Here is a 23,141-nt window from a genome sequence, read left to right as displayed (position 1 = left end):
AAGGCTGGTACCACCTATTTTTATCAGTGAGGTGAATAAGACTCCACAAAACGTGAAAGACCACCCGCTTTTTTTTAAATCTCAAGTCTTTCTTCAGGCTTTGTTTTCCCCCATTCCTTGTGAGCTTCTTTTGCTGTTTCAAACGCTTTATGAAGTTGATCTAAACTTGCTAAACTAAACGTTGTAATAAGCGATCAATCATATGGACCCCTATCTTCAATCGTTCTACCGGTCTTCCTTTCTGTCCATTCTCCATCTATAAAACTTTTATTAAATTGTTCAAACTTTTCCAAATGCCCACTTCCTTTGTGAATCAATTAATTTGTCATACAAGCGTAGGTTTTTCATTCCCGTTATTGAACATACATTTAAAATATCTTTTATACGTTTCTTATCAAGAACTCCTCATCCCCTGATTTCTATATAACTAGTAACAAAATGGAACATCAACGTATTACACCAACACAAAAAGGACTACCAATTTGGCAGTCCTTCAATCATCGATTACATTCCCTCAAACCTTATATACCCTACCTTACTAGTTAAGGTAATAAATATATGTCACAGTTTGGAGGCTCTTCTAGTTTTGAAGTTTTCAAACGACCTTCCTCTACAAATTCCTGCAATGCATGTTCAACTTCAACCGTAGAAATACCAAATAAATCGGCCACTTTTACAGGGGAAATAGACATATATTTTGGTTGATGCGTCGATGAAACGATCATAGATCGAACATGCTGATATAAATTTTCCTTTTCCAAAATAAGGCCCCCTTTCTATTCCGGCTTGACAAAAAAGTTCCAGAGTCTTTAATAAATTTCCCATCATGGTAAATATTAATACATGTACCAAATTGGAGGTATAGACGTGGGATTTCTAAAACCGAACTATATAGCAAAAATAGCTATGGAAGCCGGAACGAAAAAAGCAAATCTCCCTTTAAAAAATATGCTTATATTAGGATTTCTAGGGGGAGCGTTTATTTCACTAGGATATCTTTTAGATATTCGTGTAACAGCTAATCTTCCGGAAAGCTGGGGAACATTTGGTTCTTTTTTAGGTGCGGCAGTGTTCCCTCTAGGACTCATTCTAATCCTGTTAGCAGGAGGAGAGCTATTAACAGGCAATATGATGGCAGTCTCCATGGCATGTATTGCAAGAAAAGTATCAGTAGGTAAGCTCATTTATAACTGGTTTTGGATTACCATTAGCAATTTTGTAGGAGCTGTTTTTATCGCTTACGTTTTTGGCCACTTAGCAGGTCTTATAAGTGAAGGACCTTTTCTCATTAAAACCGTTGCATTTGCCGAAGGGAAATTAAGCGAAGGATTTTGGCAATCCTTTTATTCAGCAATCGGTTGTAATTGGTTAGTAGGTCTCGCTGTCTGGTTATCCTATGGTTCGGAAGAAATGAGCGGAAAAATTCTAGCAATTTGGTTTCCGATTATGGCATTTGTCGCTATTGGATTTCAGCACGTAGTAGCCAATATGTTTATTATTCCAGCTGCTATATTTGCGGGTCACTTTAGCTGGATGGACTTTCTAATAAACTTTATTCCGGTCTTTTTAGGAAATGCTGTGGGAGGAAGTATCTTTGTATCCCTTGCCTACTGGATAGCTTATAACGATGATCTAAAAGATGAAACGCTAAGTAAAACCTAAACAGTAGATACATAGCTGAAAAAGGAGGCAACAACTTGGAAGAGTCAACTTTCTCAATAGAAATTAACGGAAAAACACTCCAAGTAAAACCAGGTCAGTCTATTTTAGATGTAGCTAAAGAACAAGATGTGTTTATACCAAGCATTTGTTATCACCCAAGCTTGGGGACCATTCAAACATGTGATACATGTTATGTAAATGTTGATGGAGAACTCGTTCGTTCTTGTACAACAAAAGCAGTAGATGGAATGGTAGTGGATAGCCTTTCACCATTAGTACAGGAGGCACAACATGAAGCGATAGACCGTATCTTAAAAAATCATGAACTATACTGCACAGTTTGTGATAACAATAACGGAAATTGTACGATCCATAATACAGTGGAACTTATGGAAGTGGAACATCAAAAATATCCGTTTAAAGCAAAGCCCTATCCTCCAGATAATTCTCATCCATTTTATCGCTATGAGCCAGATCAATGTATTTTGTGCGGCCGATGTGTTGAAGCTTGTCAAGATTTACAAGTAAATGAAACGCTAACGATTGATTGGAGCAGAGAAGCCCCTCGTGTCATTTGGGATAACGATGTCCCGATTGACCAATCCTCCTGCGTATCATGCGGGCATTGTGTCAGCGTATGTCCTTGTAATGCCCTCATGGAAAAGTCAATGTTAGGCAACGCAGGCTATTTAACCAATATTCCGCCTAAAATTTTAGCGCCGATGATTGATTTAACAAAAGAAGTAGAGCCAGGCTATAGAGAGATTTTTGCTGTATCAGAAGTAGAATCTGCTATGAGAAAAGCAAGAATCAAACGCACCAAAACCGTTTGTACCTATTGCGGTGTCGGCTGCAGCTTCGAGGTTTGGACAAAGGACCGTGAAATTTTAAAAATTCAAACCCATGCTGAAGCCCCAGTTAATGGTGTTTCCACCTGCGTAAAAGGAAAATGGGGCTGGGATTTCGTCAATAGCGAAGAACGCCTCACAAAACCTCTTATTAGAAAAGGAGATGAGTTTGTTGAATCAACATGGGAAGAAGCGCTTAATCTAGTAGCTGAGAAGCTAGGAACTATTAAAGAAACATACGGTTCTGATTCAATTGGATATATTGCGTCTTCCAAATGCTCTAACGAGGAAAATTACTTATTCCAAAAATTTGCCCGGGCAGTAATGGGAACAAATAACGTGGATAATTGTTCAAGATATTGTCAATCTCCAGCCACGACTGGACTAATGAGAACAGTTGGTTTAGGCGGAGACTCAGGAACAATTGAAGATCTTATGGCCTCTGAGCTCATTATTGTAGTTGGGGCCAACCCAGCAGAATCTCACCCTGTGTTAGCTACTCGTATCAAACGTGCTCATAAATTGCATGGACAGAAATTAATTGTCGCAGACTTAAGGGAGCATGAATTAGCGCAGAGAGCTGATTTCCTTGTTCATCCAAAACCAAGCACGGATTTAATTTGGCTTTCTGCAGTGACGAAGTACATTCTTGATCAAGGCTGGGAAGATAAAGAATTTTTGAAAAATCGGGTGAACGGTTTTGATTCATACGTTGCAAGTCTTGAAAAATATACGTTACCTTACGCCGCAGAGAAAACAGGATTAACAGAGGATGAATTAATTAAACTAGCTACGATGATTCATGAAGCGAAATCCGCTTGCATTCTATGGGCAATGGGTGTCACACAGCATAAAGGTGCTACAGATACAAGCACAGCGATCTCTAATTTACTCCTGATTACAGGAAACTATGGCCGTACTGGTACGGGTGCCTATCCATTAAGAGGACATAACAATGTACAAGGAGCATGTGATTTTGGAACGATGCCAGCTTGGATGCCTGGTTATGAACCTGTTCAAGATAAAGAAGTACGAGAGCGTTATGAAAAGGCTTGGGGTGTGAAGCTTCCTGAAGAACCAGGTATGGATAATCACCATATGGTAGAGGGAATGGATAAAGGAAAACTCAAAGCCCTTTACTTATTTGGTGAAGATATGTCTCTTGTTGATGCAAATTCCAATCATGTTAATGCAGCATTTGAACGATTAGAGTTTTTTGTTGTACAAGATGTTTTCTTTAGCAAAACAGCCCAGTTTGCTGATGTAGTATTACCTGCAGCACCAAGTCTTGAAAAAGACGGAACGTTTACTAACACCGAGCGAAGAATTCAGCGCTTTCATAAAGTCTTTGAGCCGCTAGGTGATTCAAAGTCCGACTGGGAAATCTTCCAGGAAGTAGCCAACCGTCTTGGAGCCAACTGGAATTATAAACACCCTAGCGAAATAATGGCTGAGGCAGCAAGTCTTGCCCCATTGTTTGCTGGTGTCAGCTATGAACGTTTGGAAGAATGGAATAGTCAAGTTTGGCCAGTATTAAAAGATGGAACAAGCACTCCACTTTTATATAAAAGCCGCTTCGCACTACCTGATGGCAAAGCAAGATTAGTACCTGTTGAGTGGACGCCGCCATTTGTAGCAGGAGAAGAATTTGATCTACATTTAAACAACGGCCGTTTATTAGAACATTTCCATGAAGGAAACATGACCTATCGATCTGAAGGCTTAACACATAAGGTTCCACATCCTTGGTTAGAGGTTTCATTAGAACTCGCAAAAGAACGGAACTTAGAAGATGGCGCTTTAGTTGAACTCACTTCTCCATATGGACAAGTTCAAGTAAGAGTGATCGTCACAGATCGAGTAAAAGGAAACGAACTTTACTTGACTATGAATACGAGGGAAGATACAGAAGCAGTAAACAGACTGACAAGCAGTTATCACGATACAATCACCCATACTCCTGCCTATAAAGAAGCAGGTGTAAAAATGGAAGTGATTGAACCAAAAGGCGAATCTCCATTGCCGAGACATAATCATCGCTTTGGAAATAGAGTACCACAGCTAAGCGTCAGAGTAGAAGATAAATGGAGACGTTCAGATTTCACTTCAATCCCAGAACTCATTCAATTAAGGGGGGACGAATATGGCGAAAGCAATCACGCAAATTAAAAAAGAGGTACCCAATCAAGAATTCGAGCAATCACAGGCGGTTTCTGAAATCATTCAGGAACTGGCCGCTAATAAAGAAGCCATTTTACAAACCATTAGCATCATAAAAGGTCTGCATGAGACGAAGGTTTTGGAAGCTGTCACTTCTATGATTGAGCAGAGAACAGAAATCGGGGCCATTGCTATTCAACAAATTAACCAGCCTTCTATGCACAATGTTATCAAAAACGGAATGAGCGCTTTTTCCTTTTTAGGGTCATTGCAGCCAGAACAGCTGAACACTCTTCTAGATGGATTGGGCCACGGGGTCAAGAATCTTTCTAACACTGAACAAGACGCTGAAAAACAAAGTCTTTGGAAATTAAGAAAGAGACTTGGAAGTCCAGAGCTACGTATAGCTATGACAACGATGTTTGATTTTATGGATGGAATGGGAGAAGCGCTTTTACGGAACAAGCAAGGCAATTCATAAAGGAAGGATGATTATCTTGGAAACCAGTATTGTAACAGTTCAAAACATGGTTAACCAGCAAGATGCCGATAAGGTTCTTCAAGCTATCGAGGATGTATGGGGAATAAGTAAGGCTGAAATCAAACTTTCTAAGAAACAAGCCATCTTCACATATGACGAGAGGATGGCCTCACAACAAGATTTTGAACAAGCCATTAAGGATTTAGGGTTTGACATCACTCATTAACGTTTTCTTAATAAGGAGGAGCAGCTATGAAAATGTGTGAAGTATGCGGTTCAAAAGAAGAAATCGAGAATAAGGAAGAGATAGCAATGGAGTCCGTTAGCCTTCATGTCTGTGAAAGTTGTCGAGAAGACCGGAAATGGCATACATTCGACAACTTTTCATAATATCGCTTCTTACATTCAATCTCCTAACTGAGAATGAAGAGATATTGAAACCGAATAAAACAGTTTACTAAAAGCCTGATTTATCAGGCTTTCTTTCTGTTTAATAAAAATTTGATAATATACTCTTATATATGTTGGGTGGATTGGATATATGTGTCGGGGTGTATCAAACTGTATCTTACACCAGCTTGAGCTGTAAGGTGCAACACCGCATCAGGATCAAATTGTGCAAAATGACTTTCGAGTAATTCAAGGTTCTCCATTGAGCCTTTGATAAATGTAAAATGCGGATATTTGGTCAGGATTTTTAAACGGTCTTCCTTTAAGCTTTGATTGTAGTAGTTATTTAGGTTATCAATCCCCAGAACTCTAAACCCAGCGTTTAACGAATGCTTTGCCAGGTGAAAACCTATGAAGCCTGTACATCCGATGATAAATACTTTTCTTGAGGTACTTTGCATATCCTTTTCATTTTAAAATTCATAAGATTATACATTCTTGACCCACATGTCGGGTGTGTCATGTAGAATTTATATAATTATATATTTCTTTTTTGGTATGGGTATTTATATCCTTTGGCAGCTGATCAATTGGAAAAAATTGAACATCACTTCCTTCTATACCATCTGGTTTTAAGGTTCCTTCGATAATATCCTTTGTTGTATAAAAGGCGTTAACAGAATAGAATTGATCTCCATTTGGCAGGTGAATAAAATAGTCCACTCCTGACTGAATCTTTAGAAGCTGTAATCGACCAATAGTTAAACCTGTCTCTTCCCGTACCTCACGCCGTGCAGTTTCCTCTAATGATTCTCCTAGCTCCATTAGTCCCCCTGGTAATCCCCATACTTTTAAATCTGTTCGATATTGTAATAAAATATGTCCAAGTGGATTAAATACTAATACTTTTGCACCTGTTAAAATGATTGGACTTTTTCCCACAAGTTTGCGTAATTCTTCAATATAGCCCATTCAAACCTCCTTTCCATTATAATGACGGCTACTGCATGTCATATAATTAACATATTATTAAGATAAAAATCCAATCTGATTTACATTTCAGGCAGATAAGGGGTTTCACTTCCCCTTACTTCCCCGACTTATTTTTTTATACTTATTTTTTCTATACTTGGTTTTTATTCTTTAATTATCTATTAGAGAATATAATCTTTGTTGCTCAATAATTTGTTTATTGACATCAAAATTTCTTTCAATGACTTTCCGTGCTCTTCGCGTATAGTCATTCCAAACCTCTGGGTGCTCTAAGAAGAATTGTATACCTTTCGCTAACTCCATATCATTATTTTCAGGAGCAAGGTATCCTGTTATTTGGTGTTCAATCAATTCTGGTATCCCTGCATGTTGAGTGGAAACAACAGGTAGACCGCTAGCCATCGCTTCTTTTAAAGCATTTGGAATGCCTTCTATATCCCCATTTTTAGCTGTCTGACTGGCAAGGCAAAAGATATGAGCTTCTCTTAATTCGTTCGAAATTTGTTTTGAATCCATTGCTCCTTTAAGAAACACAACATTTTCAAGGTTACATTCTGTAATGAAAGATTGGATTTTTTGCTCATCTTCACCTGCCCCAATAATATGCAGTCTAGCATTTGGGTATTGTTTATGAATTCGTTTAAATGCTTTTATAAGGGTAACAAATCCCTTTTTCTCTACTAGCCTCCCTACAGATAAAACTCTTATTTCGCCTTCTTTAGGTAGAGTACGTTGAGAATAGGGGAAAAGATCTAATTCGATTCCACCATATAACACATGTATTTTTTCAGGCGGAAATCCTAACGTTTTTAATCCTTCAGCAAGATGTTGACAAACAGGTAAATAGAGTGCACCGTGTTTCAATAATGATGAATATCTTTTAACGTGTTTTTTGAAAATCGCTTGTCTAGCAGAACCATCACGTCCTCTAATACTAACAATCAAAGGGATATTATATTTAATACATACAGGCAGTATATCTATTGCGTGTTTTCCGTGATGAGCATGAATAGCTATGACATTTTGTTTTTCAAAGAAGCTTTTTAGATCGTCAATTTTGTTTAGATTATAGTAATTTTCAAAGGGAAATTCAGCATGATTTGTATGGTCGAATGGTCCAATTACTATTGAGCGATACTGACCTATTTTTATAATTTGATTATATATAAAACGTTGATGTGTTTTAATGTTTTCACGAACAAAATGAGCAATGGTTTTCATGCCAACCCACTTCCTTTTATAAGAAATTCATATTTGTTTTTTTCACGTTCTGCTAATTGAACTAATTTTTCTTCATAATTAGCTAATTTTTTTATTTTTTCTTGGTCTATAATCTGTTTCACTTGCTTGTGAAATTCATGTGGGAACATTGAATCGGTTTTATAAATATCTTTGTATGGTAGGTCTTCAGAACAAACTTTAAAGTAATTTTCAAACAGAGGATTTAACTTGGATAGAGGATCATTTTTGGCATTACGTGTTTGTGACATCATGAGAAAACGAAAGTCTTCTAATGGTGGACCAAAGTATGCTCGATCAAAATCAATAATAAGAAAGTTTTTGTTTTCCGTTGTGAAAGCATTGCGGGTATTAAAGTCCCCATGACAAATGCTATAACGTTTAGATGTTTGCTGAAGATATCCTTCTATATCATAAGTTTGTATAAGATGATAGACATCCGTTCCTGTTTGATTTATCTCATTCATTATGTCTTTTAAGTTTGAAGAACGAACGGAAGACGCCCACTTTTTTATTTCATCAAGTTTATTTGTATAACTTTTTAAAAAATTTTCCTTGCTTGGAAAACGAACTTTTTCTTTAAAGTTCATAAGTTCTGCAAATTTAGCACATGAATGAAACCCCGCTAATGCCTCAACACGTTGCTGTTCATTTATTTCTTCTAGATTATTGATGTATTCGGATACATAATAAAATCTTTTCTGTTTTTGAACATATACTTGACCCTTTGTCGTTTTAAATACTTTTGGGACAGCAAATCCAATTTCAGATAATTGATGATGAAGAAGTATCGGAAAAAGAGTCTTGTTAATATTTAAGCATTTTAATACAAGCCATCGCTCATTTTTCGTATCACGTATGACCCAGACCTTATTTTCTTTTGGTTCGCTAATAAAAACAACATCTTTTATTGACAAATTATACTCCCCAAGAACTTCAAGTGGGGCCTTCCTATTTTTGGGATTCAAATTATTTCACCCTTTCCATTTTTCTAATATTCTTTTAATCACATGTTTTTCAACTTCATATAGGCCGAGTATACTTTTTTATATTTTTCATAAACTCTTACCAACTGACCTGATTCAGCCGTCTCTTTTCCAAAAATAACTTTATCAGGAAACAATATAGAAAATGGTTCATTTCCAACAAATTTTTCCCCTAAGAGGATAGCATCACCAACCTCTTTTGCATATGGTTGTCGAGTATATTGGATATGAATATTGGGAGTCTTGATTTTTTAATAAAGCATTTTTTGTTTTTTCAAGAAATGCTTCAAGTTCAAGTGACCAATCAAAATAGTCTGCAATCAAATTTTTTAATCGTGAAATAACAATTAATATCTCATAAATTCCTTACGCCATTACATAATGAATGGCAGGCTTAACACCAATGGGGAATAATTCTTTTGGAACAACCTTTGTAATCGGTAAACTCCTTGTCCCATATCCAGCCGCAGGAATAATTGCTTTTTTATCCTCTCTAGACACCTCCTCTACTACTTTTTGTTTAGTGTGGGAATCGTCTAGTAATGTAAAGCTATTTTCATGGAGCAATAATCCTCATTTTAATAAATGCACTGATGCTCTTTTTTTCTTGTACTATAGTTTATTTGTAAACCTATTTTTAAGAATTTTTGTATTTACTCACTTTCAGTTACATCTAGTGGGCATAAAATCAAGCGTTCATTATCATTTTTATTGTATTTGTAATAAGCAAATCGTATTGCATCGCGATTTTTGCTTTTACATGAATGAGTTCAAGAGTATTAACATGCTCTTGCTTTCCAACTCTTTCAATGATAAAAATAACCAGACAATACTACCAAAAAGTGATTAACGAAATCTTTGAGGAAATATCATCAGTAAATGATATTAAAATTCAAGCAAATCAAGTATTTAGATACACTGTTAAAATGGACATTTTAACGAAAAATCCAACGGAGCATATAAGTATTACCGAAGCAGCAAAAAGAATTACTACAAGAGGAAAATGAAGCGGTTGAGCAGAACTACTGGAGGAAGGATGAGATAATACAATTCCTTACAATAACAAAGCGAGAGCTGTCATTCCGCGATCATATTTTATTTCACCTTTTGATTTACACTGGAGCACGTAAAGGTGAAGTATTGGACCTTACATGGGATGATATCAACTTTGAAGCTGGATCTATCCGCTTTGCAAAAACGCTTTTTCACACAGAAGGGCAATTCCTTATCCAGACTCCTAAAACAAAGGAATCTAGACGTTTAATTAGTTTAGATACCAAAAATCCTACCCTTGCTCAAAAAACGGCGTATAAAGTAAATAGAAGCGAATTTAGCTAATATAAGTACAGCAGATGATAATAAATGGTTGTCACACGAAACGACGGTTCTCCGCTCCGCTTAGCTTATCCAAATGAAAAGCTGAATAATGTTATGAACAAGCACAAACTGCATAGGATAACGGTACATAGCTTACGTCATACCCACGTCACCGACCACATTAAAGAACAAACAGCAGAGAAATTTCAAAGATACATTGAGCTATGATAGGTGGTCAGATGTGGTCAAAAGCACTTTTCAGGCATAAAAAAGACCCCCAACCAAATTGGTTGAGAGCCTTGAAACGTAAAATTAACGTTTTGAGAACTGAGGAGCACGACGTGCACCTTTAAGACCGTATTTTTTACGTTCTTTCATACGTGGGTCACGTGTTAATAATCCAGCAGATTTAAGAGCTGGACGGAATTCTGGATCTACTTGAAGCAATGCACGAGCGATACCGTGACGGATTGCGCCAGCTTGACCAGTGTATCCTCCACCACTAACGTTTACAAGAACGTCGTAGCTTCCAGTAGTTTCAGTAGCAACTAGTGGTTGGTTAACAACTAAACGTAGTGCTGCGAATGGGATGTATTCATTAATGTCACGACCGTTGATTACGATGCGACCTTCGCCTGGTACTAAACGTACACGAGCAACTGAGCTCTTACGGCGACCAGTACCATAATATTGAACTTGTGCCAAGATAGTAACCTCCTTAATAATTATCCGCGTAATTCATATACTTCTGGTTGTTGAGCAGCATGTTTGTGCTCTGGACCAGCGTATACGTGTAATTTTTTGAATTGTTGACGACCAAGAGAATTCTTTGGAAGCATACCTTTGATTGCTAATTCAAGCATTTTCTCTGGGTAGTTTGTACGCATCTCAAGAGCAGTTCTTGTTTTAAGACCGCCTGGGTGCATACTGTGACGGTAATAAATTTTGTCAGTTAATTTTTTACCAGTCAATTCGATTTTTTCTACATTGATTAAAATTACATGATCACCAGTATCAACGTTTGGTGTAAATGTTGGTTTGTGTTTACCACGTAGAATGGAAGCTACTTCTGCAGCTAGACGACCTAAAGTTTGACCTTCAGCATCGATCACATACCATTTACGTTCCACTTCGTTAGCTTTCGCCATAAATGTCGTACGCATGGTTATCCTCCTAAAAACAGTTAAATTTTTAATATTTATCTTCATCACAATAAACTTCCGGGGCTTATCGCGGGATTAAAATACATACCATATTATATTAAACTCTTCCAGAGGCCTTGTCAAGCGAATGTTACACCAGGGCTAGTTGTCTTGGTGAATAACAAATCCCTTTATGAAGCCATTTCTAGAAGAGATCATCAAAATTAGTAAAAAAAATTAATTTTCGGGATAATATACTTCCCATAAATATAGCCCATGACCTGGTGCTGTCTTCCCAGCAGCCTGACGATCACACTTGGCTAAAATATACGGCAAATTAGTCGCCTTCTTCTTGCCGCTTCCGACCTCAAGCAATGTGCCAACAAGAATTCGAACCATATTATATAAAAATCCCGTGCCGAAAAAGCGAAACACCAGCGAATCGCCTTGCTCCTTCACTTCAATCTCATGAATCGTTCGAACTTTATCGACAACACTCGTATTCGAGGCACAAAAACTCGTAAAATCATGTGTGCCTATTAGATATGAAGCAGCTTCTCTCATTGCCTCCAAATCCAATGGATATGGATAATGATACGCATAGTGACGTTGAAATGGATCACGCAGCGGACTGCGTTCAATCCTATAACGGTATTCCTTACCGATTGGATTAAATCGTGCATGAAAGTCATCGGCGACCTGCTCAACCGCTAATACGACAATATCGTCCGGTAATAAGGCATTGAGCGCCTTCTGCCAGTTTTCAGCAGGCAAAGCATTCGTAGAGTCAAAATGAATAACCTGTCCCTTGGCGTGCACCCCAGCATCTGTTCTGCCCGATGCCGTTACTTTTACATGCGTACCCTTATGCATTTTTCCAAGTGCAGCCTCAAGCTCACTTTGAACCGTTCGTTTTTCCGGCTGCACCTGATAGCCTGCAAACGCTGTACCATCATACGAAATAATACATTTATATCTTGGCATTATTTTTCCCTCTTATGAACGTAATAGAACTAATACACCCGTTAAAATGACAAGCCCGGCCATACACAAACTATCTATCATACCCCAGTGAAGCTGGCGATATTTCGTTCGCCCTTCTCCGCCTTGGTAGCCGCGTGCTTCCATCGCTGTTGCCAATTCCTCTGCCCGCTTAAAGGCACTAACAAACAAGGGTACTAACAGGGGAACAATCGCTTTAATACGATTCTTAATCGGCCCAGAAGAAAAATCGACTCCCCTAGCAATTTGTGCTTTCATAATTTTATCCGTTTCTTCCATCAAAGTTGGAATAAAGCGGAGAGCGATGGACATCATTAGCGCCAACTCATGCACAGGTACCTTCCACTTTTTCAATGGATTTAACAATTCCTCCATTCCATCTGTAATCGAAATAGGAGTAGTCGTTAACGTTAATAAAGACGTTACCAAAATCAAAAATGTAAAACGCAAAGAGATAAATATCCCTTGTCGCAAGCCGCCTTCGTAAATTTCCAGCCAGCCTAGTTGATACAGCACTTCGCCTTCCTTTGTAAACAAGATATGAACAAAGAACGTAAAGATAATTAACAACAAAACTGGCTTTAGTCCATTAATTAAGAAACGAATCTTAATTTTTGAGAGTAAGATAATCCCTAGCGTGACTAAACCAAGAAGGCTATATGTTACTAGATTATTAGCCAAAAAAACGATACATACAAAAAAGAAAACGAGCAAGAGCTTTGCACGCGGGTCCATTCTATGCATCACAGAGTTCGCTGGAACATAACGCCCAAAAATCATTTTATCCAGCATTAGCGGTTCCCTCTTTTCATTGCTTTATCTATTTCAATCGCTAAATCATCAATATTTAAACAAGGCTTATCAAAACGAACACCAAGCTCTTTTTGCAGCTTCAATTGGAAGCGCACCGTATCAGGTACATCTAAGCCTAATTCAAGCAATTGCACAGGATCTGAAAAAATTTCTTGCGGGGAGCCTTTTTTAAAGACAGACCCTTGATGCATAATCACGATTTCATCGGCATACCTCGCCGCATCTTCCATACTATGTGTTACAAGTATCGTCGAAATGCCTCGCTTTTTATGCAAATCATAAAACATGTCCATAATTTCTTTACGACCACGCGGATCTAGCCCTGCCGTTGGCTCATCTAAAACGAGTACATCCGGTTCCATCGCAAGCACACCTGCAATAGCCACCCGTCTCATTTGTCCTCCTGATAAATCAAACGGTGACTTCTCTAAAATATCCTCTGCTAAGCCTACGTGCTGAATCGCTTTTCGGGCAAGTACTTTGGCATCCGCTTCCGACACACCAAAATTCATCGGTCCAAAACAAATATCCTTTTCCACCGTTTCATCAAACAATTGATGCTCAGGAAATTGAAACACAATCCCTACTTTTTGACGAATCGAACGTAATTGCTTCTCTTTACGCCCCGCTTCAATTGTTCGATCTCCAATGATAATCCGTCCTTTAGTAGGCTTTAATAGCGCATTCAAATGCTGAAGAAGCGTCGATTTTCCGGAACCAGTATGTCCAATAATAGCCGTATATGAGCCGGAATCAATAGAAAGATTCACATCATACAAAGCAAGATGCTCAAACGGAGTATTCGCTTGGTAGCGATATTCTACATCTTCGAGTGTAATTCGCATAAATCCTTCACCAACTCTTCCTCTGTCAAATGCCCATAGTCAATCGCTACACCATTCTTTTGTAAAGCTTTGCTTAGTTTAATAGAAAACGGAATATCGAGGCCTAGCTCAATAAGCTCTTTTTCCATTTTAAAAATATCACGTGGCGTGCCTTCTCGATATAATTGTCCTTTATTCATGACAATTATACGATCCGCTTTCGCAGCTTCCTCTAGATCATGCGTAATAGAAATAACAGTAAGTGCCTTCTCCTGCATCAGTTCCCTCACTGTCTCCAATACTTCTTCACGTCCTCTTGGATCAAGCATCGAAGTCGCTTCATCCAAAATAATAATATTTGGCTGCAGTGCTACCACTCCTGCAATCGCGATTCTTTGCTTCTGTCCGCCAGAAAGATGGTGCGGCTCTTGATTGAGAAATTTACTCATTTTCACCTTCGATAACGCGTTTTGTACACGTTCCACCATCACTTCTTGGGGGACACCGACATTTTCTAAACCAAAAGCCACATCATCTTGAACAGTGGTACCTACAAACTGATTATCAGGATTTTGAAACACCATGCCGATTTGTCGACGCACATCCCACACTGTTTCTTCTGCTAACACTTTATCATTCACTGTAATTGTCCCAGTCTGTGCAAATTGAAGGCCGTTTAATAATTTTGCTAATGTTGACTTTCCGGATCCGTTATGACCAACAATCGCCAACCATTCGCCCTCATATATATCAAACGATACATCATTTAAAGCAAAGTTCTTTTGTCCCTCATATTTGAACTTAATATTCTCTAAGGAAACCAGCTTCTTTCTCATTGTGGCCCTCCTTCCCCTCAAACTACGTCTACACTTAGCTCAACCCAATTGCAAATAAAAAGTATTAATTTTGAATATAAAAAAACGCTGCACCCCTTCCACCGAAATATCTTTCGGTAAATTAAGAGCAGCTTGGTTTTACAATCTATTTCGACAAATAGATTAATCTTATATACACTTTATTGATTAAAGTGGGAAGGGGTACTTGAGCTAGACGAGAAGGCTCCTATAAAGCAGGTACACCAGCCATCGTAACACTCAATGCGTATTTCATATATAAAGCAACATTGCATCATTCAACTCGTAAAGAAAATACACAATATCCCCATGATCTTTACGGAACCTAAACGCAAGTATGAATCAAAAAGAACTTAAATTTTCATATATAAAAAGAAAAAGGGCAAAGAACAAGTGAGTTTATTCATCATCTGTCCTGCCCTTTTTCATCGAAAGTTATTAAACTAATTCAATAACCACGACTGGTGCACCGTCACCGCGGCGTGGACCCATTTTTAAAATACGAGTGTAGCCACCTTGGCGTTCTTCATAACGTGGAGCGATGTCTGCGAATAATTTTTGAACAGCATCTTGTCCTTTTTCAGCATCAGCTACTTCATTACGAATAAATGCTGAAGCTTGACGACGTGCATGTAAGTCACCACGTTTACCAAGAGTGATCATTTTTTCTACAACAGAACGTAATTCTTTTGCACGTGCTTCTGTAGTTTCAATGCGCTCATGGATGATAAGATCCGTAGCTAAATCACGAAGTAATGCTTTACGTTGTGCGCTAGTGCGCCCTAACTTTCTGTAACCCATTAGAGATTCCCTCCTTTGTTGAAATTCTATATTATGTCATGTAATAGATATTAGTCGTCTTTACGAAGACCTAAACCTAATTCTTCTAGTTTCGCTTTCACTTCTTCAAGTGATTTACGACCCAAGTTACGAACCTTCATCATATCTTCTTCCGTTTTATGAGCAAGCTCTTGAACGGTATTGATTCCAGCACGTTTTAAACAGTTGTAAGAACGAACAGAAAGATCTAATTCCTCGATTGTCATCTCCAGAACTTTTTCTTTTTGATCTTCTTCCTTTTCAACCATAATTTCAGCATTTTGTGCTTCGTCTGTCAAACCAACAAAGATATTTAAATGCTCCGTTAAAATTTTTGCTCCAAGGGCAATCGCTTCCTGAGGTCCTGTACTGCCATCTGTCCAAACATCCAACGTTAGTTTATCAAAATTAGATAATTGTCCAACGCGTGTGTTTTCTACTTGATAAGAAACACGGGAAACAGGAGTGTAGATTGAATCAATTGGAATTACACCAATTGGTTGATCTTCTCTCTTATTTTGAACAGCCGGAGTATAACCACGACCACGTTTCGCTGTTAGGCGCATACGCATATGACCGTTTTTACCGATTGTTGCGATATATAAATCCGGGTTAAGAATTTCTACATCACTATCATGGGTAATATCAGCCGCTGTAATGACACCTTCACCTTGAACATCAATTTCAAGCGTCTTTTCTTCATCGGAGTAAATCTTTAGAGCAAGCTTTTTCACATTTAGAATGATAGAAGTCACATCTTCTACGACGCCTTCAATTGTTGAGAACTCATGCAAAACTCCATCAATTTGTATAGCTGTGACAGCAGCACCTGGGAGTGAGGATAATAGAATACGACGTAAGGAGTTACCCAAAGTTGTACCATACCCGCGCTCTAGTGGCTCTACGACGAATTTACCGTATTTGGTATCGTCGTTGATTTCAACCGTTTCGATTTTTGGTTTTTCTATTTCGATCATTAATAAACCCTCCTTCAAAACGTCAAAACCCCGGCTAGTGGGATTAATCACTATAACCGAAATTCCCCATGTATACGTTCCCGCTGTGCGCAACAACTGAAAAATTAATAATTCTGTAAGAACGCAAACCTAGTATTATATCCCATTATAGACAGGAATACAAAATCTATACAGAAAGATTAAACACGGCGACGTTTTGGTGGACGGCATCCGTTATGTGGAACTGGAGTTACGTCTTTGATAGCTGTTACTTCTAGACCAGCAGCTTGAAGTGCACGAATAGCAGCTTCACGTCCAGCACCAGGTCCTTTAACAGTAACCTCTAGAGTTTTCATACCATGTTCGATTGATGTTTTAGCAGCTGTTTCAGCAGCCATTTGTGCAGCGAATGGAGTAGATTTACGTGAACCACGGAATCCTAAAGCTCCTGCACTTGACCAAGAAATAGCGTTACCATGAGAATCTGTAATCGTAACGATAGTGTTGTTAAAAGTAGAGCGAATATGTGCAATACCAGTTTCTATATTCTTTTTCACACGACGTTTACGTGTATTAGTTTTACGTGCCATGAAAAGTAACCTCCTTTTCTAATTATTTTTTCTTGTTAGCTACTGTACGACGAGGTCCTTTACGCGTACGAGCATTATTTTTAGTGTTTTGTCCACGAACAGGAAGTCCACGACGGTGGCGAAGACCACGGTACGCGCCGATTTCCATTAGACGCTTGATGTTAAGAGAGATTTCACGACGAAGATCGCCTTCTACTTTTAACTTGTCAATGATGTCACGAATTTTGTTTAATTCGTCTTCTGTTAAGTCACGAACGCGAGTATCTTCAGAAACACCTGCTTCTGCAAGAACTTTGATCGCAGTTTGTTTACCAATACCATAAATATATGTTAATGAGATAACAATACGTTTGTCACGGGGAATATCTACTCCAGCAATACGTGCCATGCTTGAGTGCACCTCCTTCTAATTAGCCTTGTTTTTGTTTATGTTTAGGGTTTTCGCAAATAACCATTACTTTACCTTTTCTGCGGATAACTTTACATTTCTCACAGATTGGCTTGACTGATGGTCTAACTTTCATTGCTATCTAACCTCCTTATACAGATCGGAGCGTAACCAGATTTATTTAAATCGGTATGTGATTCTGCCGCGAGTTAGATCATACGGGGAAAGCTCAACCGTAACTTTATCTCCAGGCAAAATACGAATAAAGTGCATACGAATTTTACCGGATACATGAGCTAAAACAGTATGACCATTTTCTAATTCTACCTTAAACATTGCATTTGGCAAAGTCTCTTGTACTGTGCCTTCTACTTCAATTACATCGTCTTTCGCCATTAAAGTGATTCTCCCTTCTCTATGGGTGAACTCTAAAAGAGTACACATCTTTCCGTCAACCGTTACTACAGTCCAATCATCCTCTAAAGTCAGTGCATATCTGCATATAGTATTCACCTTATCAACAACAGCGTTTACCAAACCAGGCTTTAACTGAGGACCTTTATCAGGTGGACCGAAATGAGGAATTTATGGGTCCTCATGTAAGTCTTGACCGATTCCGTGAGAGCCATACTCTCTAAATAAAAGAGAAATAGTGAACCACGACATAGGTTTGAATAACATGGGAGATATTTGAAAGACGCACGCCTGGCAAGCTTCTTTCAACCCTCTATATAATGACTCTTTAAATCCTTTAGAGTCGCTCTAGTTTCTTCAGTAATTTTGTAGATTTTGAAAAAATCAAAAGCTAGATATTTTGAAGTACTGCGTTGACGCCCGCGAAATTCATTATACCTTTTATCGAAAAAAATTGCATACTTTTTCGCAAATTCCACAAGATTTGTAGAATTAGATGGCTAATCCTTCAAGAAGTGCATCAACATCTTCAAATACCTTATTAATATCTTGCTGCCCGTTAATGTTTTGCAAATACCCTTTTTCTCCGTAGAAATCAAGAAGTGGCTGCGTTTGTTTCAAATTCACATCTAAGCGATTTTGAACCGTTTCTGCATTATCGTCAGCACGTTGGTAAAGTTCTCCGCCACAGCGATCGCATGTGTCTTCTTTTGCTGGAGGATTAAAAACAAGGTGATATGTCGAACCACAAGATTTACAAATGCGGCGACCTGTTAATCTTTCCATCAAAATCTCTTTATCCACGTCAATATTAATAACAAAATTGATTTGACGATCTAAATCTGTAAGAATATTTTCTAATGCTTCAGCTTGAGCCACAGTACGTGGAAAACCATCAAGCAAGAAACCTTTCTTACAATCATCTTTACTTAATCTTTCACGGACAATCCCGATTGTAACTTCATCTGGTACAAGCGCACCTTGATCCATGAATGATTTTGCTTGTATACCAAGCTCTGTTCCATCTTTGATAGCTGTTCGGAACATATCTCCAGTAGAGATATGAGGGATGTTATATTTTTCTACAATCTTTTCAGCTTGAGTACCTTTACCAGCACCTGGAAGTCCCATTAATACTAGATTCATTTGTATTCCCCCTCAAACTCTATAATGGGCATTGGGAACAATCCGTTCCCAAAACTCATTACTTTATAAAACCTTTATAATGGCGTTTCACTAATTGCGCTTCAAGTTGTTTCATCGTATCAAGGGCTACCCCAACCACGATAAGAAGACTTGTTCCACCAATCTGTGCAGATTGAGGAAGATCAGCAATTTTAATGAAGAATACCGGTAAAACGGCAATGACTGCTAAAAATATAGAGCCAACAAACGTTAAACGATATAATACGCTCGTTAAATAATCTTGTGTATTCTGACCAGGACGAATCCCAGGTACATATCCACCTTGCTTTTTCAAATTATCAGCCATTTGTTCAGGATTAACCTGAATAAAGGCATAAAAATAAGCAAAAGCAATAATAAGAGCCACATAAATAATCATACCGATTGGTTCCGTATAATTAAATGACTTTTGAATCCATTCTGTTACACTATTCTGTTCAAAGAATGTAACAATGGTTGTAGGTGTAATAAGAAATGCCATTGCAAAGATTACCGGAATAACCCCTGCAGCATTCACCTTTAATGGTAGGTGAGTAGATTGCCCACCCATTTGTGTACGACCTGCCGCAGCGCGCTTCGCATATTGGATCGGAATTTTACGTAGTGCTTGTTGAATAAAGATAACAGCCACTATGATTGCTAATACTGCTAAAGCTATAAGAACCATGGTTACGATTCGTAAGAAAAGTTGTTCTCCAGCATCTTCAAACTGCTGAGCATAAATTTGATTAATTGTCGTAGGAAAACTAGCAACAATCCCAGCAAAGATAATGATAGAAATACCGTTACCTACACCTTTAGACGTGATCAGCTCTCCTAACCACAAAAGAAAAGCCGTACCCGCGGTTAAAACAGTCGCAATAAGCAAATACGTTCCAATGCTAGGGTCTTCTACTAAACCACTATACATACTATTGAATCCATAAGACATTCCTAATGCCTGAATAAATCCAAGAATAATGGTAAAGTAACGAGTGAATTGAGCTAGTTTACGACGACCAGCTTCCCCTTGCTTAGACCATTCAGTAAACTTTGGAACAACGTCCATTTGAAGCAACTGAACAATAATAGATGCCGTAATATACGGCATAATACCCATCGCTAAGATGGAGAAATTTTGCAAGGCACCGCCGCCAAAGGTATTTAATAAACCAATGACGCCTAACTCTTCCTGCGCTGTGAAAACATCGGCATTCACATTCGGTACAGGAATAAATGTACCGATGCGATAGACGATTAGCATTAGCAGGGTAAAGAAAATTTTATTTCTTATTTCACCCACACGCATAAAATTGGAGATCGTACGAAACATCAGATCACCTCTGCAGTACCGCCAGCAGCTTCGATCGCTTCTTTAGCAGCTGAAGAGAATTTGTTAGCTTTAACAGTAAGCTTTTTCTCGATGTTCCCTTTTGCAAGAATTTTGATTCCTGCTTTTTCTTTACTTACAATACCTGTCTCGATTAATAGAGCAGGTGTTACTTCTGTACCGTCTTCGAAACGATTTAACGTATCAAGATTCACGATAGCATAGTCTTTACGGTTGATGTTTGTAAATCCACGTTTTGGTAAACGTCTGAATAATGGTGTTTGACCACCTTCAAATCCAAGACGAACGCCACCGCCTGAACGAGCGTTTTGTCCTTTATGACCTTTACCAGCAGTTTTACCGTTACCAGATCCGATACCGCGACCTTTACGTTTACGTTCTTTACGAGCACCTTCTGCAGGTTTTAACTCATGAAGTTTCATTGTTGGCACCTCCTTGTTATGAGTTATGTTTTTATTGTTCCTTTACAGTAACAAGATGAGCAACTTTGGTAATCATACCGCGAATCGCAGGGTTATCATCATGAACAACTGTTTGATGCATTTTACGTAAACCCAGTGTGTTAACTGTAACGCGTTGATCTTCAGGGCGACCAATCAAGCTACGAGTAAGGGTAATTTCTAATTTAGCCATTTGAATTCCCCCCTTATCCTAACAGTTCTTCTACTGATTTACCACGTAACTTAGCTACGTCCTCAGCACGTTTCAATTGCTTTAATCCTTCGATTGTTGCACGAACCATGTTAATTGGTGTACTTGTACCTAGAGATTTAGAAAGAATATCTTGGATACCACCTAATTCTAAGACTGCACGAACTGGTCCACCAGCGATAACTCCAGTACCGGCAGAAGCAGGTTTTAATAATACGTGACCTGCACCGAAACGTCCGTTAACAAGGTGCGGAATAGTTGTTCCAACCATTGGTAACGTAATTAAGTTTTTCTTAGCATCCTCGATAGCTTTGCGGATCGCATCTGGAACTTCTTGAGCTTTACCAGTACCGAATCCAACGTGACCGTTTTTATCACCAACAACTACAAGTGCAGTGAAACGGAAACGACGTCCGCCTTTTACAACTTTAGCTACACGGTTAACGGTAACTACGCGTTCTTCAAGTTCTAATTTATTAGGATCAATACGACGCATCTGTTTTGTCCCTCCTTATCCATTAAAATTCTAAGCCGTTTTCACGAGCAGCGTCAGCTAATGCTTTTACGCGGCCATGGAAAAGGTAACCTCCGCGGTCAAATACCACAGTTGTATAACCTTTTTCTACAGCACGTTTCGCAATAAGTTCGCCAACTTTTTGAGCTGCTTCAGCATTGCTAGTAGCTTCTGTACCGATCTCTTTATCAAGAGTAGAAGCACTTGCTAGAGTTACGCCTTTTACATCGTCAACTAATTGTGCGTAAATGTGTTTGTTTGAACGGAACACATTTAAACGAGGACGAGCTTCCGTACCAGAAAGTTTCGCACGGACACGCGCGTGTCTTTTCTGACGAGTAGCGTTTTTATCAAGCTTCGTAATCATTTACGTCACTCCTTTCGTTTACTTATGCGACATTACTTACCAGTTTTACCTTCTTTACGACGAACATATTCACCTTCGTAACGGATACCTTTACCTTTATAAGGCTCTGGTGGGCGAACATCACGGATATCAGCTGCAAGAGCGCCTACACGTTCTTTGCTAATACCTTTAACAATGATCTTTGTATTTGAAGGAACTTCAACTTCAAGTCCTTGTTCAGCTTCAAATTCAACAGGGTGAGAGTACCCTACATTAAGAACTAGCTTGTTACCTTGCTTTTGAGCACGGTAACCAACCCCGATAAGTTCTAATGATTTTTCGAATCCTTTAGAAACACCTTCAACCATGTTTGAAAGTACAGCACGAGTTGTACCATGGATAGTACGGTGCTCTTTTGAATCAGAAGGACGTGTTACTGTAACTACGTTCTCTTCTTGAGCGATTGTAAGATCCGCATGAAATGATCTAGATAATTCACCTTTAGGACCTTTTACAGTTACATCACTACCGTTGATTGTAACTGTAACGCCAGCAGGAATTTCAATAGGTTTTTTACCTACACGTGACATTTAGTGCACCTCCATTCTTGTAACAATGTATTACCAAACGTATGCTAATACTTCTCCGCCTACTTGTTTAGCGCGAGCTTCTTTATCAGTGAAAACTCCTTGAGAAGTTGAAACAATTGCGATACCTAATCCATTAAGAACGCGTGGTACTTCACCAGTTTTTGCGTATACACGTAAACCAGGTTTACTAATACGTTTTAATCCAGTAATTACACGTTCGTTATTTCCACCGTATTTTAAGAAGATACGGATGATACCTTGTTTATTGTCTTCGATAAACTCAACGTCACGTACGAAGCCCTCTTTTTTCAAGATCTCAGCAATATCTCTTTTGATCTTAGAAGCAGGAACTTCTAATTTTTCGTGACGTACCATGTTCGCATTACGGATGCGAGTAAGCATATCTGCAATAGGATCTGTCATGACCATTTTATTTTACCTCCTTCCCAAACTCGGGTTTTACCAGCTAGCTTTTTTCACGCCAGGAATTTGTCCTTTATATGCAAGTTCGCGGAAACAAATACGGCAAAGTTTAAATTTACGGTATACAGAATGTGGACGTCCGCAACGTTCGCAACGTGTATATTCTTGTACTTTAAACTTAGGTCCGCGCTTTTGTTTTACGACCATAGACTTTTTAGCCACGT

At 38.6% G+C, this 23,141-nt stretch carries 33 protein-coding genes and 2 pseudogenes; 7 read left to right on the top strand and 28 right to left on the bottom strand.

All coding sequences use genetic code 11. The annotated features are described in order from the left end of the window. Nucleotides 1-542: 542 nt before the first annotated feature. Nucleotides 543-761: a PCI domain-containing protein gene (locus V7068_RS16235; protein WP_252288281.1), complete on the bottom strand. Its 219-nt coding sequence runs from the start codon at nucleotides 759-761 to the stop codon at nucleotides 543-545. A 106-nt stretch (nucleotides 762-867) separates the two neighbouring features. Between V7068_RS16235 and V7068_RS16230 the strand changes: the two genes are divergently transcribed. From V7068_RS16230 to V7068_RS16210, 5 genes are read left to right on the top strand one after another with little or no spacing between them, the layout of a single operon-like run. Beyond that, nucleotides 868-1,662, top strand: a complete 795-nt coding sequence (locus V7068_RS16230; RefSeq protein WP_499713658.1) for a formate/nitrite transporter family protein — start codon at nucleotides 868-870, stop codon at nucleotides 1,660-1,662. Nucleotides 1,663-1,697: 35 nt separating this feature from the next. Beyond that, complete coding sequence (gene fdhF / locus V7068_RS16225; RefSeq protein WP_499713657.1) at nucleotides 1,698-4,679, top strand: formate dehydrogenase subunit alpha; 2,982 nt, start codon at nucleotides 1,698-1,700, stop codon at nucleotides 4,677-4,679. Continuing rightward, nucleotides 4,654-5,151, top strand: coding sequence for a helical membrane plugin domain-containing protein (locus V7068_RS16220; protein ID WP_499713656.1), 498 nt, complete (start codon nucleotides 4,654-4,656; stop codon nucleotides 5,149-5,151). Before fdhF ends, V7068_RS16220 begins: the two co-directional genes overlap by 26 nt. Before the next feature lie 16 nt (nucleotides 5,152-5,167). Then, complete coding sequence (locus tag V7068_RS16215) at nucleotides 5,168-5,377, top strand: heavy-metal-associated domain-containing protein (protein WP_499713655.1); 210 nt, start codon at nucleotides 5,168-5,170, stop codon at nucleotides 5,375-5,377. Nucleotides 5,378-5,403: 26 nt separating this feature from the next. After that, nucleotides 5,404-5,541: a hypothetical protein gene (locus tag V7068_RS16210; protein WP_375351120.1), complete on the top strand. Its 138-nt coding sequence runs from the start codon at nucleotides 5,404-5,406 to the stop codon at nucleotides 5,539-5,541. A gap of 125 nt (nucleotides 5,542-5,666) precedes the next feature. Here the strand turns inward: V7068_RS16210 and V7068_RS16205 are convergent, their stop codons facing one another. The 5 genes from V7068_RS16205 to V7068_RS16185 form a co-directional block, all read right to left on the bottom strand. Further along, entirely contained in the window at nucleotides 5,667-6,002 is a 336-nt protein-coding gene (locus V7068_RS16205; protein ID WP_499713654.1) for a GDP-mannose 4,6-dehydratase, read from the bottom strand. Between the two features lie 58 nt (nucleotides 6,003-6,060). After that, the gene (locus V7068_RS16200; protein WP_499713653.1) at nucleotides 6,061-6,513 is read right to left on the bottom strand and encodes an NUDIX hydrolase; all 453 of its coding nucleotides are present in this window, start codon (nucleotides 6,511-6,513) and stop codon (nucleotides 6,061-6,063) included. Nucleotides 6,514-6,684: 171 nt separating this feature from the next. After that, nucleotides 6,685-7,755 (bottom strand): glycosyltransferase, encoded by a 1,071-nt coding sequence (locus tag V7068_RS16195; RefSeq protein WP_499713652.1) that lies wholly within the window; start codon nucleotides 7,753-7,755, stop codon nucleotides 6,685-6,687. Beyond that, nucleotides 7,752-8,690, bottom strand: coding sequence for a phosphotransferase (locus V7068_RS16190; RefSeq protein ID WP_499713651.1), 939 nt, complete (start codon nucleotides 8,688-8,690; stop codon nucleotides 7,752-7,754). The genes V7068_RS16195 and V7068_RS16190 overlap by 4 nt, the downstream gene beginning before the upstream one ends. A gap of 435 nt (nucleotides 8,691-9,125) precedes the next feature. After that, a complete protein-coding gene (locus V7068_RS16185) occupies nucleotides 9,126-9,326 on the bottom strand; it encodes a sugar phosphate nucleotidyltransferase (RefSeq protein ID WP_499713650.1) in 201 nt (66 codons plus the stop codon). A 474-nt stretch (nucleotides 9,327-9,800) separates the two neighbouring features. On the opposite strand from V7068_RS16185, the pseudogene V7068_RS16180 reads away from it, so the two are divergent. Beyond that, nucleotides 9,801-9,890 (top strand): annotated as a pseudogene (locus V7068_RS16180) (hypothetical protein); the annotation flags it as partial. Between the two features lie 9 nt (nucleotides 9,891-9,899). Beyond that, on the top strand, nucleotides 9,900-10,097 hold the full coding sequence (locus tag V7068_RS16175; RefSeq protein WP_499713649.1) for a hypothetical protein: 198 nt from the start codon (nucleotides 9,900-9,902) through the stop codon (nucleotides 10,095-10,097). A 291-nt stretch (nucleotides 10,098-10,388) separates the two neighbouring features. Here V7068_RS16175 and rpsI read toward each other — a convergent pair whose 3' ends face one another. From rpsI to V7068_RS16065, 22 genes and pseudogenes are all read right to left on the bottom strand, one after another. Next, on the bottom strand, nucleotides 10,389-10,781 hold the full coding sequence (gene rpsI, locus V7068_RS16170; protein ID WP_119118237.1) for a 30S ribosomal protein S9: 393 nt from the start codon (nucleotides 10,779-10,781) through the stop codon (nucleotides 10,389-10,391). A gap of 20 nt (nucleotides 10,782-10,801) precedes the next feature. After that, complete coding sequence (gene rplM, locus V7068_RS16165) at nucleotides 10,802-11,239, bottom strand: 50S ribosomal protein L13 (RefSeq protein WP_252292558.1); 438 nt, start codon at nucleotides 11,237-11,239, stop codon at nucleotides 10,802-10,804. A 216-nt stretch (nucleotides 11,240-11,455) separates the two neighbouring features. Then, nucleotides 11,456-12,202, bottom strand: a complete 747-nt coding sequence (truA, locus tag V7068_RS16160; RefSeq protein ID WP_499713648.1) for a tRNA pseudouridine(38-40) synthase TruA — start codon at nucleotides 12,200-12,202, stop codon at nucleotides 11,456-11,458. 12 nt (nucleotides 12,203-12,214) lie between these two features. Beyond that, nucleotides 12,215-13,012 carry an energy-coupling factor transporter transmembrane component T family protein gene (locus V7068_RS16155; RefSeq protein WP_499713647.1) on the bottom strand — a complete coding sequence of 266 codons (798 nt, stop codon included), beginning with the start codon at nucleotides 13,010-13,012 and terminating at the stop codon, nucleotides 12,215-12,217. Then, nucleotides 13,012-13,878: an energy-coupling factor ABC transporter ATP-binding protein gene (locus tag V7068_RS16150; protein ID WP_499713646.1), complete on the bottom strand. Its 867-nt coding sequence runs from the start codon at nucleotides 13,876-13,878 to the stop codon at nucleotides 13,012-13,014. The genes V7068_RS16155 and V7068_RS16150 overlap by 1 nt, the downstream gene beginning before the upstream one ends. Beyond that, the gene (locus tag V7068_RS16145) at nucleotides 13,854-14,693 is read right to left on the bottom strand and encodes an energy-coupling factor ABC transporter ATP-binding protein (protein ID WP_499713645.1); all 840 of its coding nucleotides are present in this window, start codon (nucleotides 14,691-14,693) and stop codon (nucleotides 13,854-13,856) included. The genes V7068_RS16150 and V7068_RS16145 overlap by 25 nt, the downstream gene beginning before the upstream one ends. Nucleotides 14,694-15,149: 456 nt before the next feature. Next, nucleotides 15,150-15,512: a 50S ribosomal protein L17 gene (rplQ, locus tag V7068_RS16140; RefSeq protein ID WP_127758677.1), complete on the bottom strand. Its 363-nt coding sequence runs from the start codon at nucleotides 15,510-15,512 to the stop codon at nucleotides 15,150-15,152. 50 nt (nucleotides 15,513-15,562) lie between these two features. Next, complete coding sequence (locus V7068_RS16135; protein ID WP_119118230.1) at nucleotides 15,563-16,507, bottom strand: DNA-directed RNA polymerase subunit alpha; 945 nt, start codon at nucleotides 16,505-16,507, stop codon at nucleotides 15,563-15,565. Between the two features lie 179 nt (nucleotides 16,508-16,686). Further along, nucleotides 16,687-17,076: a 30S ribosomal protein S11 gene (gene rpsK, locus V7068_RS16130; protein ID WP_028390438.1), complete on the bottom strand. Its 390-nt coding sequence runs from the start codon at nucleotides 17,074-17,076 to the stop codon at nucleotides 16,687-16,689. 22 nt (nucleotides 17,077-17,098) lie between these two features. Beyond that, nucleotides 17,099-17,464: a 30S ribosomal protein S13 gene (rpsM, locus tag V7068_RS16125; RefSeq protein ID WP_127758676.1), complete on the bottom strand. Its 366-nt coding sequence runs from the start codon at nucleotides 17,462-17,464 to the stop codon at nucleotides 17,099-17,101. Nucleotides 17,465-17,486: 22 nt separating this feature from the next. Beyond that, nucleotides 17,487-17,600: a 50S ribosomal protein L36 gene (rpmJ, locus tag V7068_RS16120; RefSeq protein WP_003156543.1), complete on the bottom strand. Its 114-nt coding sequence runs from the start codon at nucleotides 17,598-17,600 to the stop codon at nucleotides 17,487-17,489. Nucleotides 17,601-17,641: 41 nt separating this feature from the next. Next, nucleotides 17,642-17,860 (bottom strand): translation initiation factor IF-1, encoded by a 219-nt coding sequence (infA, locus tag V7068_RS16115; protein WP_028390440.1) that lies wholly within the window; start codon nucleotides 17,858-17,860, stop codon nucleotides 17,642-17,644. Between the two features lie 24 nt (nucleotides 17,861-17,884). Next, a pseudogene (locus V7068_RS16110) lies at nucleotides 17,885-18,208 on the bottom strand (M24 family metallopeptidase); the annotation flags it as partial. 162 nt (nucleotides 18,209-18,370) lie between these two features. Beyond that, nucleotides 18,371-19,024, bottom strand: a complete 654-nt coding sequence (locus V7068_RS16105; protein WP_127758675.1) for an adenylate kinase — start codon at nucleotides 19,022-19,024, stop codon at nucleotides 18,371-18,373. Nucleotides 19,025-19,082: 58 nt separating this feature from the next. Continuing rightward, on the bottom strand, nucleotides 19,083-20,375 hold the full coding sequence (secY, locus tag V7068_RS16100) for a preprotein translocase subunit SecY (RefSeq protein WP_127758674.1): 1,293 nt from the start codon (nucleotides 20,373-20,375) through the stop codon (nucleotides 19,083-19,085). Beyond that, complete coding sequence (gene rplO, locus V7068_RS16095; RefSeq protein WP_119118226.1) at nucleotides 20,375-20,815, bottom strand: 50S ribosomal protein L15; 441 nt, start codon at nucleotides 20,813-20,815, stop codon at nucleotides 20,375-20,377. Before rplO ends, secY begins: the two co-directional genes overlap by 1 nt. Nucleotides 20,816-20,846: 31 nt before the next feature. Further along, nucleotides 20,847-21,026, bottom strand: coding sequence for a 50S ribosomal protein L30 (gene rpmD / locus V7068_RS16090; RefSeq protein WP_119118225.1), 180 nt, complete (start codon nucleotides 21,024-21,026; stop codon nucleotides 20,847-20,849). Nucleotides 21,027-21,039: 13 nt separating this feature from the next. Next, a complete protein-coding gene (rpsE, locus tag V7068_RS16085; RefSeq protein WP_119118224.1) occupies nucleotides 21,040-21,540 on the bottom strand; it encodes a 30S ribosomal protein S5 in 501 nt (166 codons plus the stop codon). Between the two features lie 22 nt (nucleotides 21,541-21,562). After that, nucleotides 21,563-21,925 (bottom strand): 50S ribosomal protein L18, encoded by a 363-nt coding sequence (gene rplR / locus V7068_RS16080; protein WP_499713644.1) that lies wholly within the window; start codon nucleotides 21,923-21,925, stop codon nucleotides 21,563-21,565. Nucleotides 21,926-21,957: 32 nt separating this feature from the next. Beyond that, complete coding sequence (rplF, locus tag V7068_RS16075; protein ID WP_499713643.1) at nucleotides 21,958-22,494, bottom strand: 50S ribosomal protein L6; 537 nt, start codon at nucleotides 22,492-22,494, stop codon at nucleotides 21,958-21,960. Nucleotides 22,495-22,524: 30 nt separating this feature from the next. Further along, nucleotides 22,525-22,923 carry a 30S ribosomal protein S8 gene (gene rpsH / locus V7068_RS16070; RefSeq protein WP_127758672.1) on the bottom strand — a complete coding sequence of 133 codons (399 nt, stop codon included), beginning with the start codon at nucleotides 22,921-22,923 and terminating at the stop codon, nucleotides 22,525-22,527. A gap of 30 nt (nucleotides 22,924-22,953) precedes the next feature. Next, complete coding sequence (locus tag V7068_RS16065; RefSeq protein WP_050613643.1) at nucleotides 22,954-23,139, bottom strand: type Z 30S ribosomal protein S14; 186 nt, start codon at nucleotides 23,137-23,139, stop codon at nucleotides 22,954-22,956. Nucleotides 23,140-23,141: the final 2 nt, after the last annotated feature.

The organism is Bacillus sp. JJ634 (assembly GCF_036962285.1).
In the GTDB taxonomy this organism is placed as follows: domain Bacteria; phylum Bacillota; class Bacilli; order Bacillales; family DSM-1321; genus Peribacillus; species Peribacillus asahii_A.
The sequence above is the reverse complement of the archived record's forward strand: the minus strand, read 5'-3'. Positions and strand labels throughout refer to the sequence as shown.

Excerpts from the sequence above, each read along its gene's own strand:
- V7068_RS16200 (WP_499713653.1), bottom strand. The coding sequence starts at position 6,513 with ATGGGCTATATTGAAGAATTACGCAAACTTGTGGGAAAAAGTCCAATC.
- V7068_RS16135 (WP_119118230.1), bottom strand. The coding sequence starts at position 16,507 with ATGATCGAAATAGAAAAACCAAAAATCGAAACGGTTGAAATCAACGAC.
- rplR (WP_499713644.1), bottom strand. The coding sequence starts at position 21,925 with ATGATTACGAAGCTTGATAAAAACGCTACTCGTCAGAAAAGACACGCG.
- rpsH (WP_127758672.1), bottom strand. The coding sequence starts at position 22,923 with ATGGTCATGACAGATCCTATTGCAGATATGCTTACTCGCATCCGTAAT.
- V7068_RS16220 (WP_499713656.1), top strand. The coding sequence starts at position 4,654 with ATGGCGAAAGCAATCACGCAAATTAAAAAAGAGGTACCCAATCAAGAA.
- rpsM (WP_127758676.1), bottom strand. The coding sequence starts at position 17,464 with ATGGCACGTATTGCTGGAGTAGATATTCCCCGTGACAAACGTATTGTT.
- V7068_RS16195 (WP_499713652.1), bottom strand. The coding sequence starts at position 7,755 with ATGAAAACCATTGCTCATTTTGTTCGTGAAAACATTAAAACACATCAA.
- secY (WP_127758674.1), bottom strand. The coding sequence starts at position 20,375 with ATGTTTCGTACGATCTCCAATTTTATGCGTGTGGGTGAAATAAGAAAT.
- rplQ (WP_127758677.1), bottom strand. The coding sequence starts at position 15,512 with ATGGGTTACAGAAAGTTAGGGCGCACTAGCGCACAACGTAAAGCATTA.
- rplM (WP_252292558.1), bottom strand. The coding sequence starts at position 11,239 with ATGCGTACGACATTTATGGCGAAAGCTAACGAAGTGGAACGTAAATGG.
- rplO (WP_119118226.1), bottom strand. The coding sequence starts at position 20,815 with ATGAAACTTCATGAGTTAAAACCTGCAGAAGGTGCTCGTAAAGAACGT.
- rpsK (WP_028390438.1), bottom strand. The coding sequence starts at position 17,076 with ATGGCACGTAAAACTAATACACGTAAACGTCGTGTGAAAAAGAATATA.
- truA (WP_499713648.1), bottom strand. The coding sequence starts at position 12,202 with ATGCCAAGATATAAATGTATTATTTCGTATGATGGTACAGCGTTTGCA.
- rpsE (WP_119118224.1), bottom strand. The coding sequence starts at position 21,540 with ATGCGTCGTATTGATCCTAATAAATTAGAACTTGAAGAACGCGTAGTT.
- V7068_RS16150 (WP_499713646.1), bottom strand. The coding sequence starts at position 13,878 with ATGCGAATTACACTCGAAGATGTAGAATATCGCTACCAAGCGAATACT.
- V7068_RS16155 (WP_499713647.1), bottom strand. The coding sequence starts at position 13,012 with ATGCTGGATAAAATGATTTTTGGGCGTTATGTTCCAGCGAACTCTGTG.
- rpmJ (WP_003156543.1), bottom strand. The coding sequence starts at position 17,600 with ATGAAAGTTAGACCATCAGTCAAGCCAATCTGTGAGAAATGTAAAGTT.
- V7068_RS16145 (WP_499713645.1), bottom strand. The coding sequence starts at position 14,693 with ATGAGAAAGAAGCTGGTTTCCTTAGAGAATATTAAGTTCAAATATGAG.
- infA (WP_028390440.1), bottom strand. The coding sequence starts at position 17,860 with ATGGCGAAAGACGATGTAATTGAAGTAGAAGGCACAGTACAAGAGACT.
- rplF (WP_499713643.1), bottom strand. The coding sequence starts at position 22,494 with ATGTCACGTGTAGGTAAAAAACCTATTGAAATTCCTGCTGGCGTTACA.
- V7068_RS16105 (WP_127758675.1), bottom strand. The coding sequence starts at position 19,024 with ATGAATCTAGTATTAATGGGACTTCCAGGTGCTGGTAAAGGTACTCAA.
- V7068_RS16210 (WP_375351120.1), top strand. The coding sequence starts at position 5,404 with ATGAAAATGTGTGAAGTATGCGGTTCAAAAGAAGAAATCGAGAATAAG.
- V7068_RS16205 (WP_499713654.1), bottom strand. The coding sequence starts at position 6,002 with ATGCAAAGTACCTCAAGAAAAGTATTTATCATCGGATGTACAGGCTTC.
- rpmD (WP_119118225.1), bottom strand. The coding sequence starts at position 21,026 with ATGGCTAAATTAGAAATTACCCTTACTCGTAGCTTGATTGGTCGCCCT.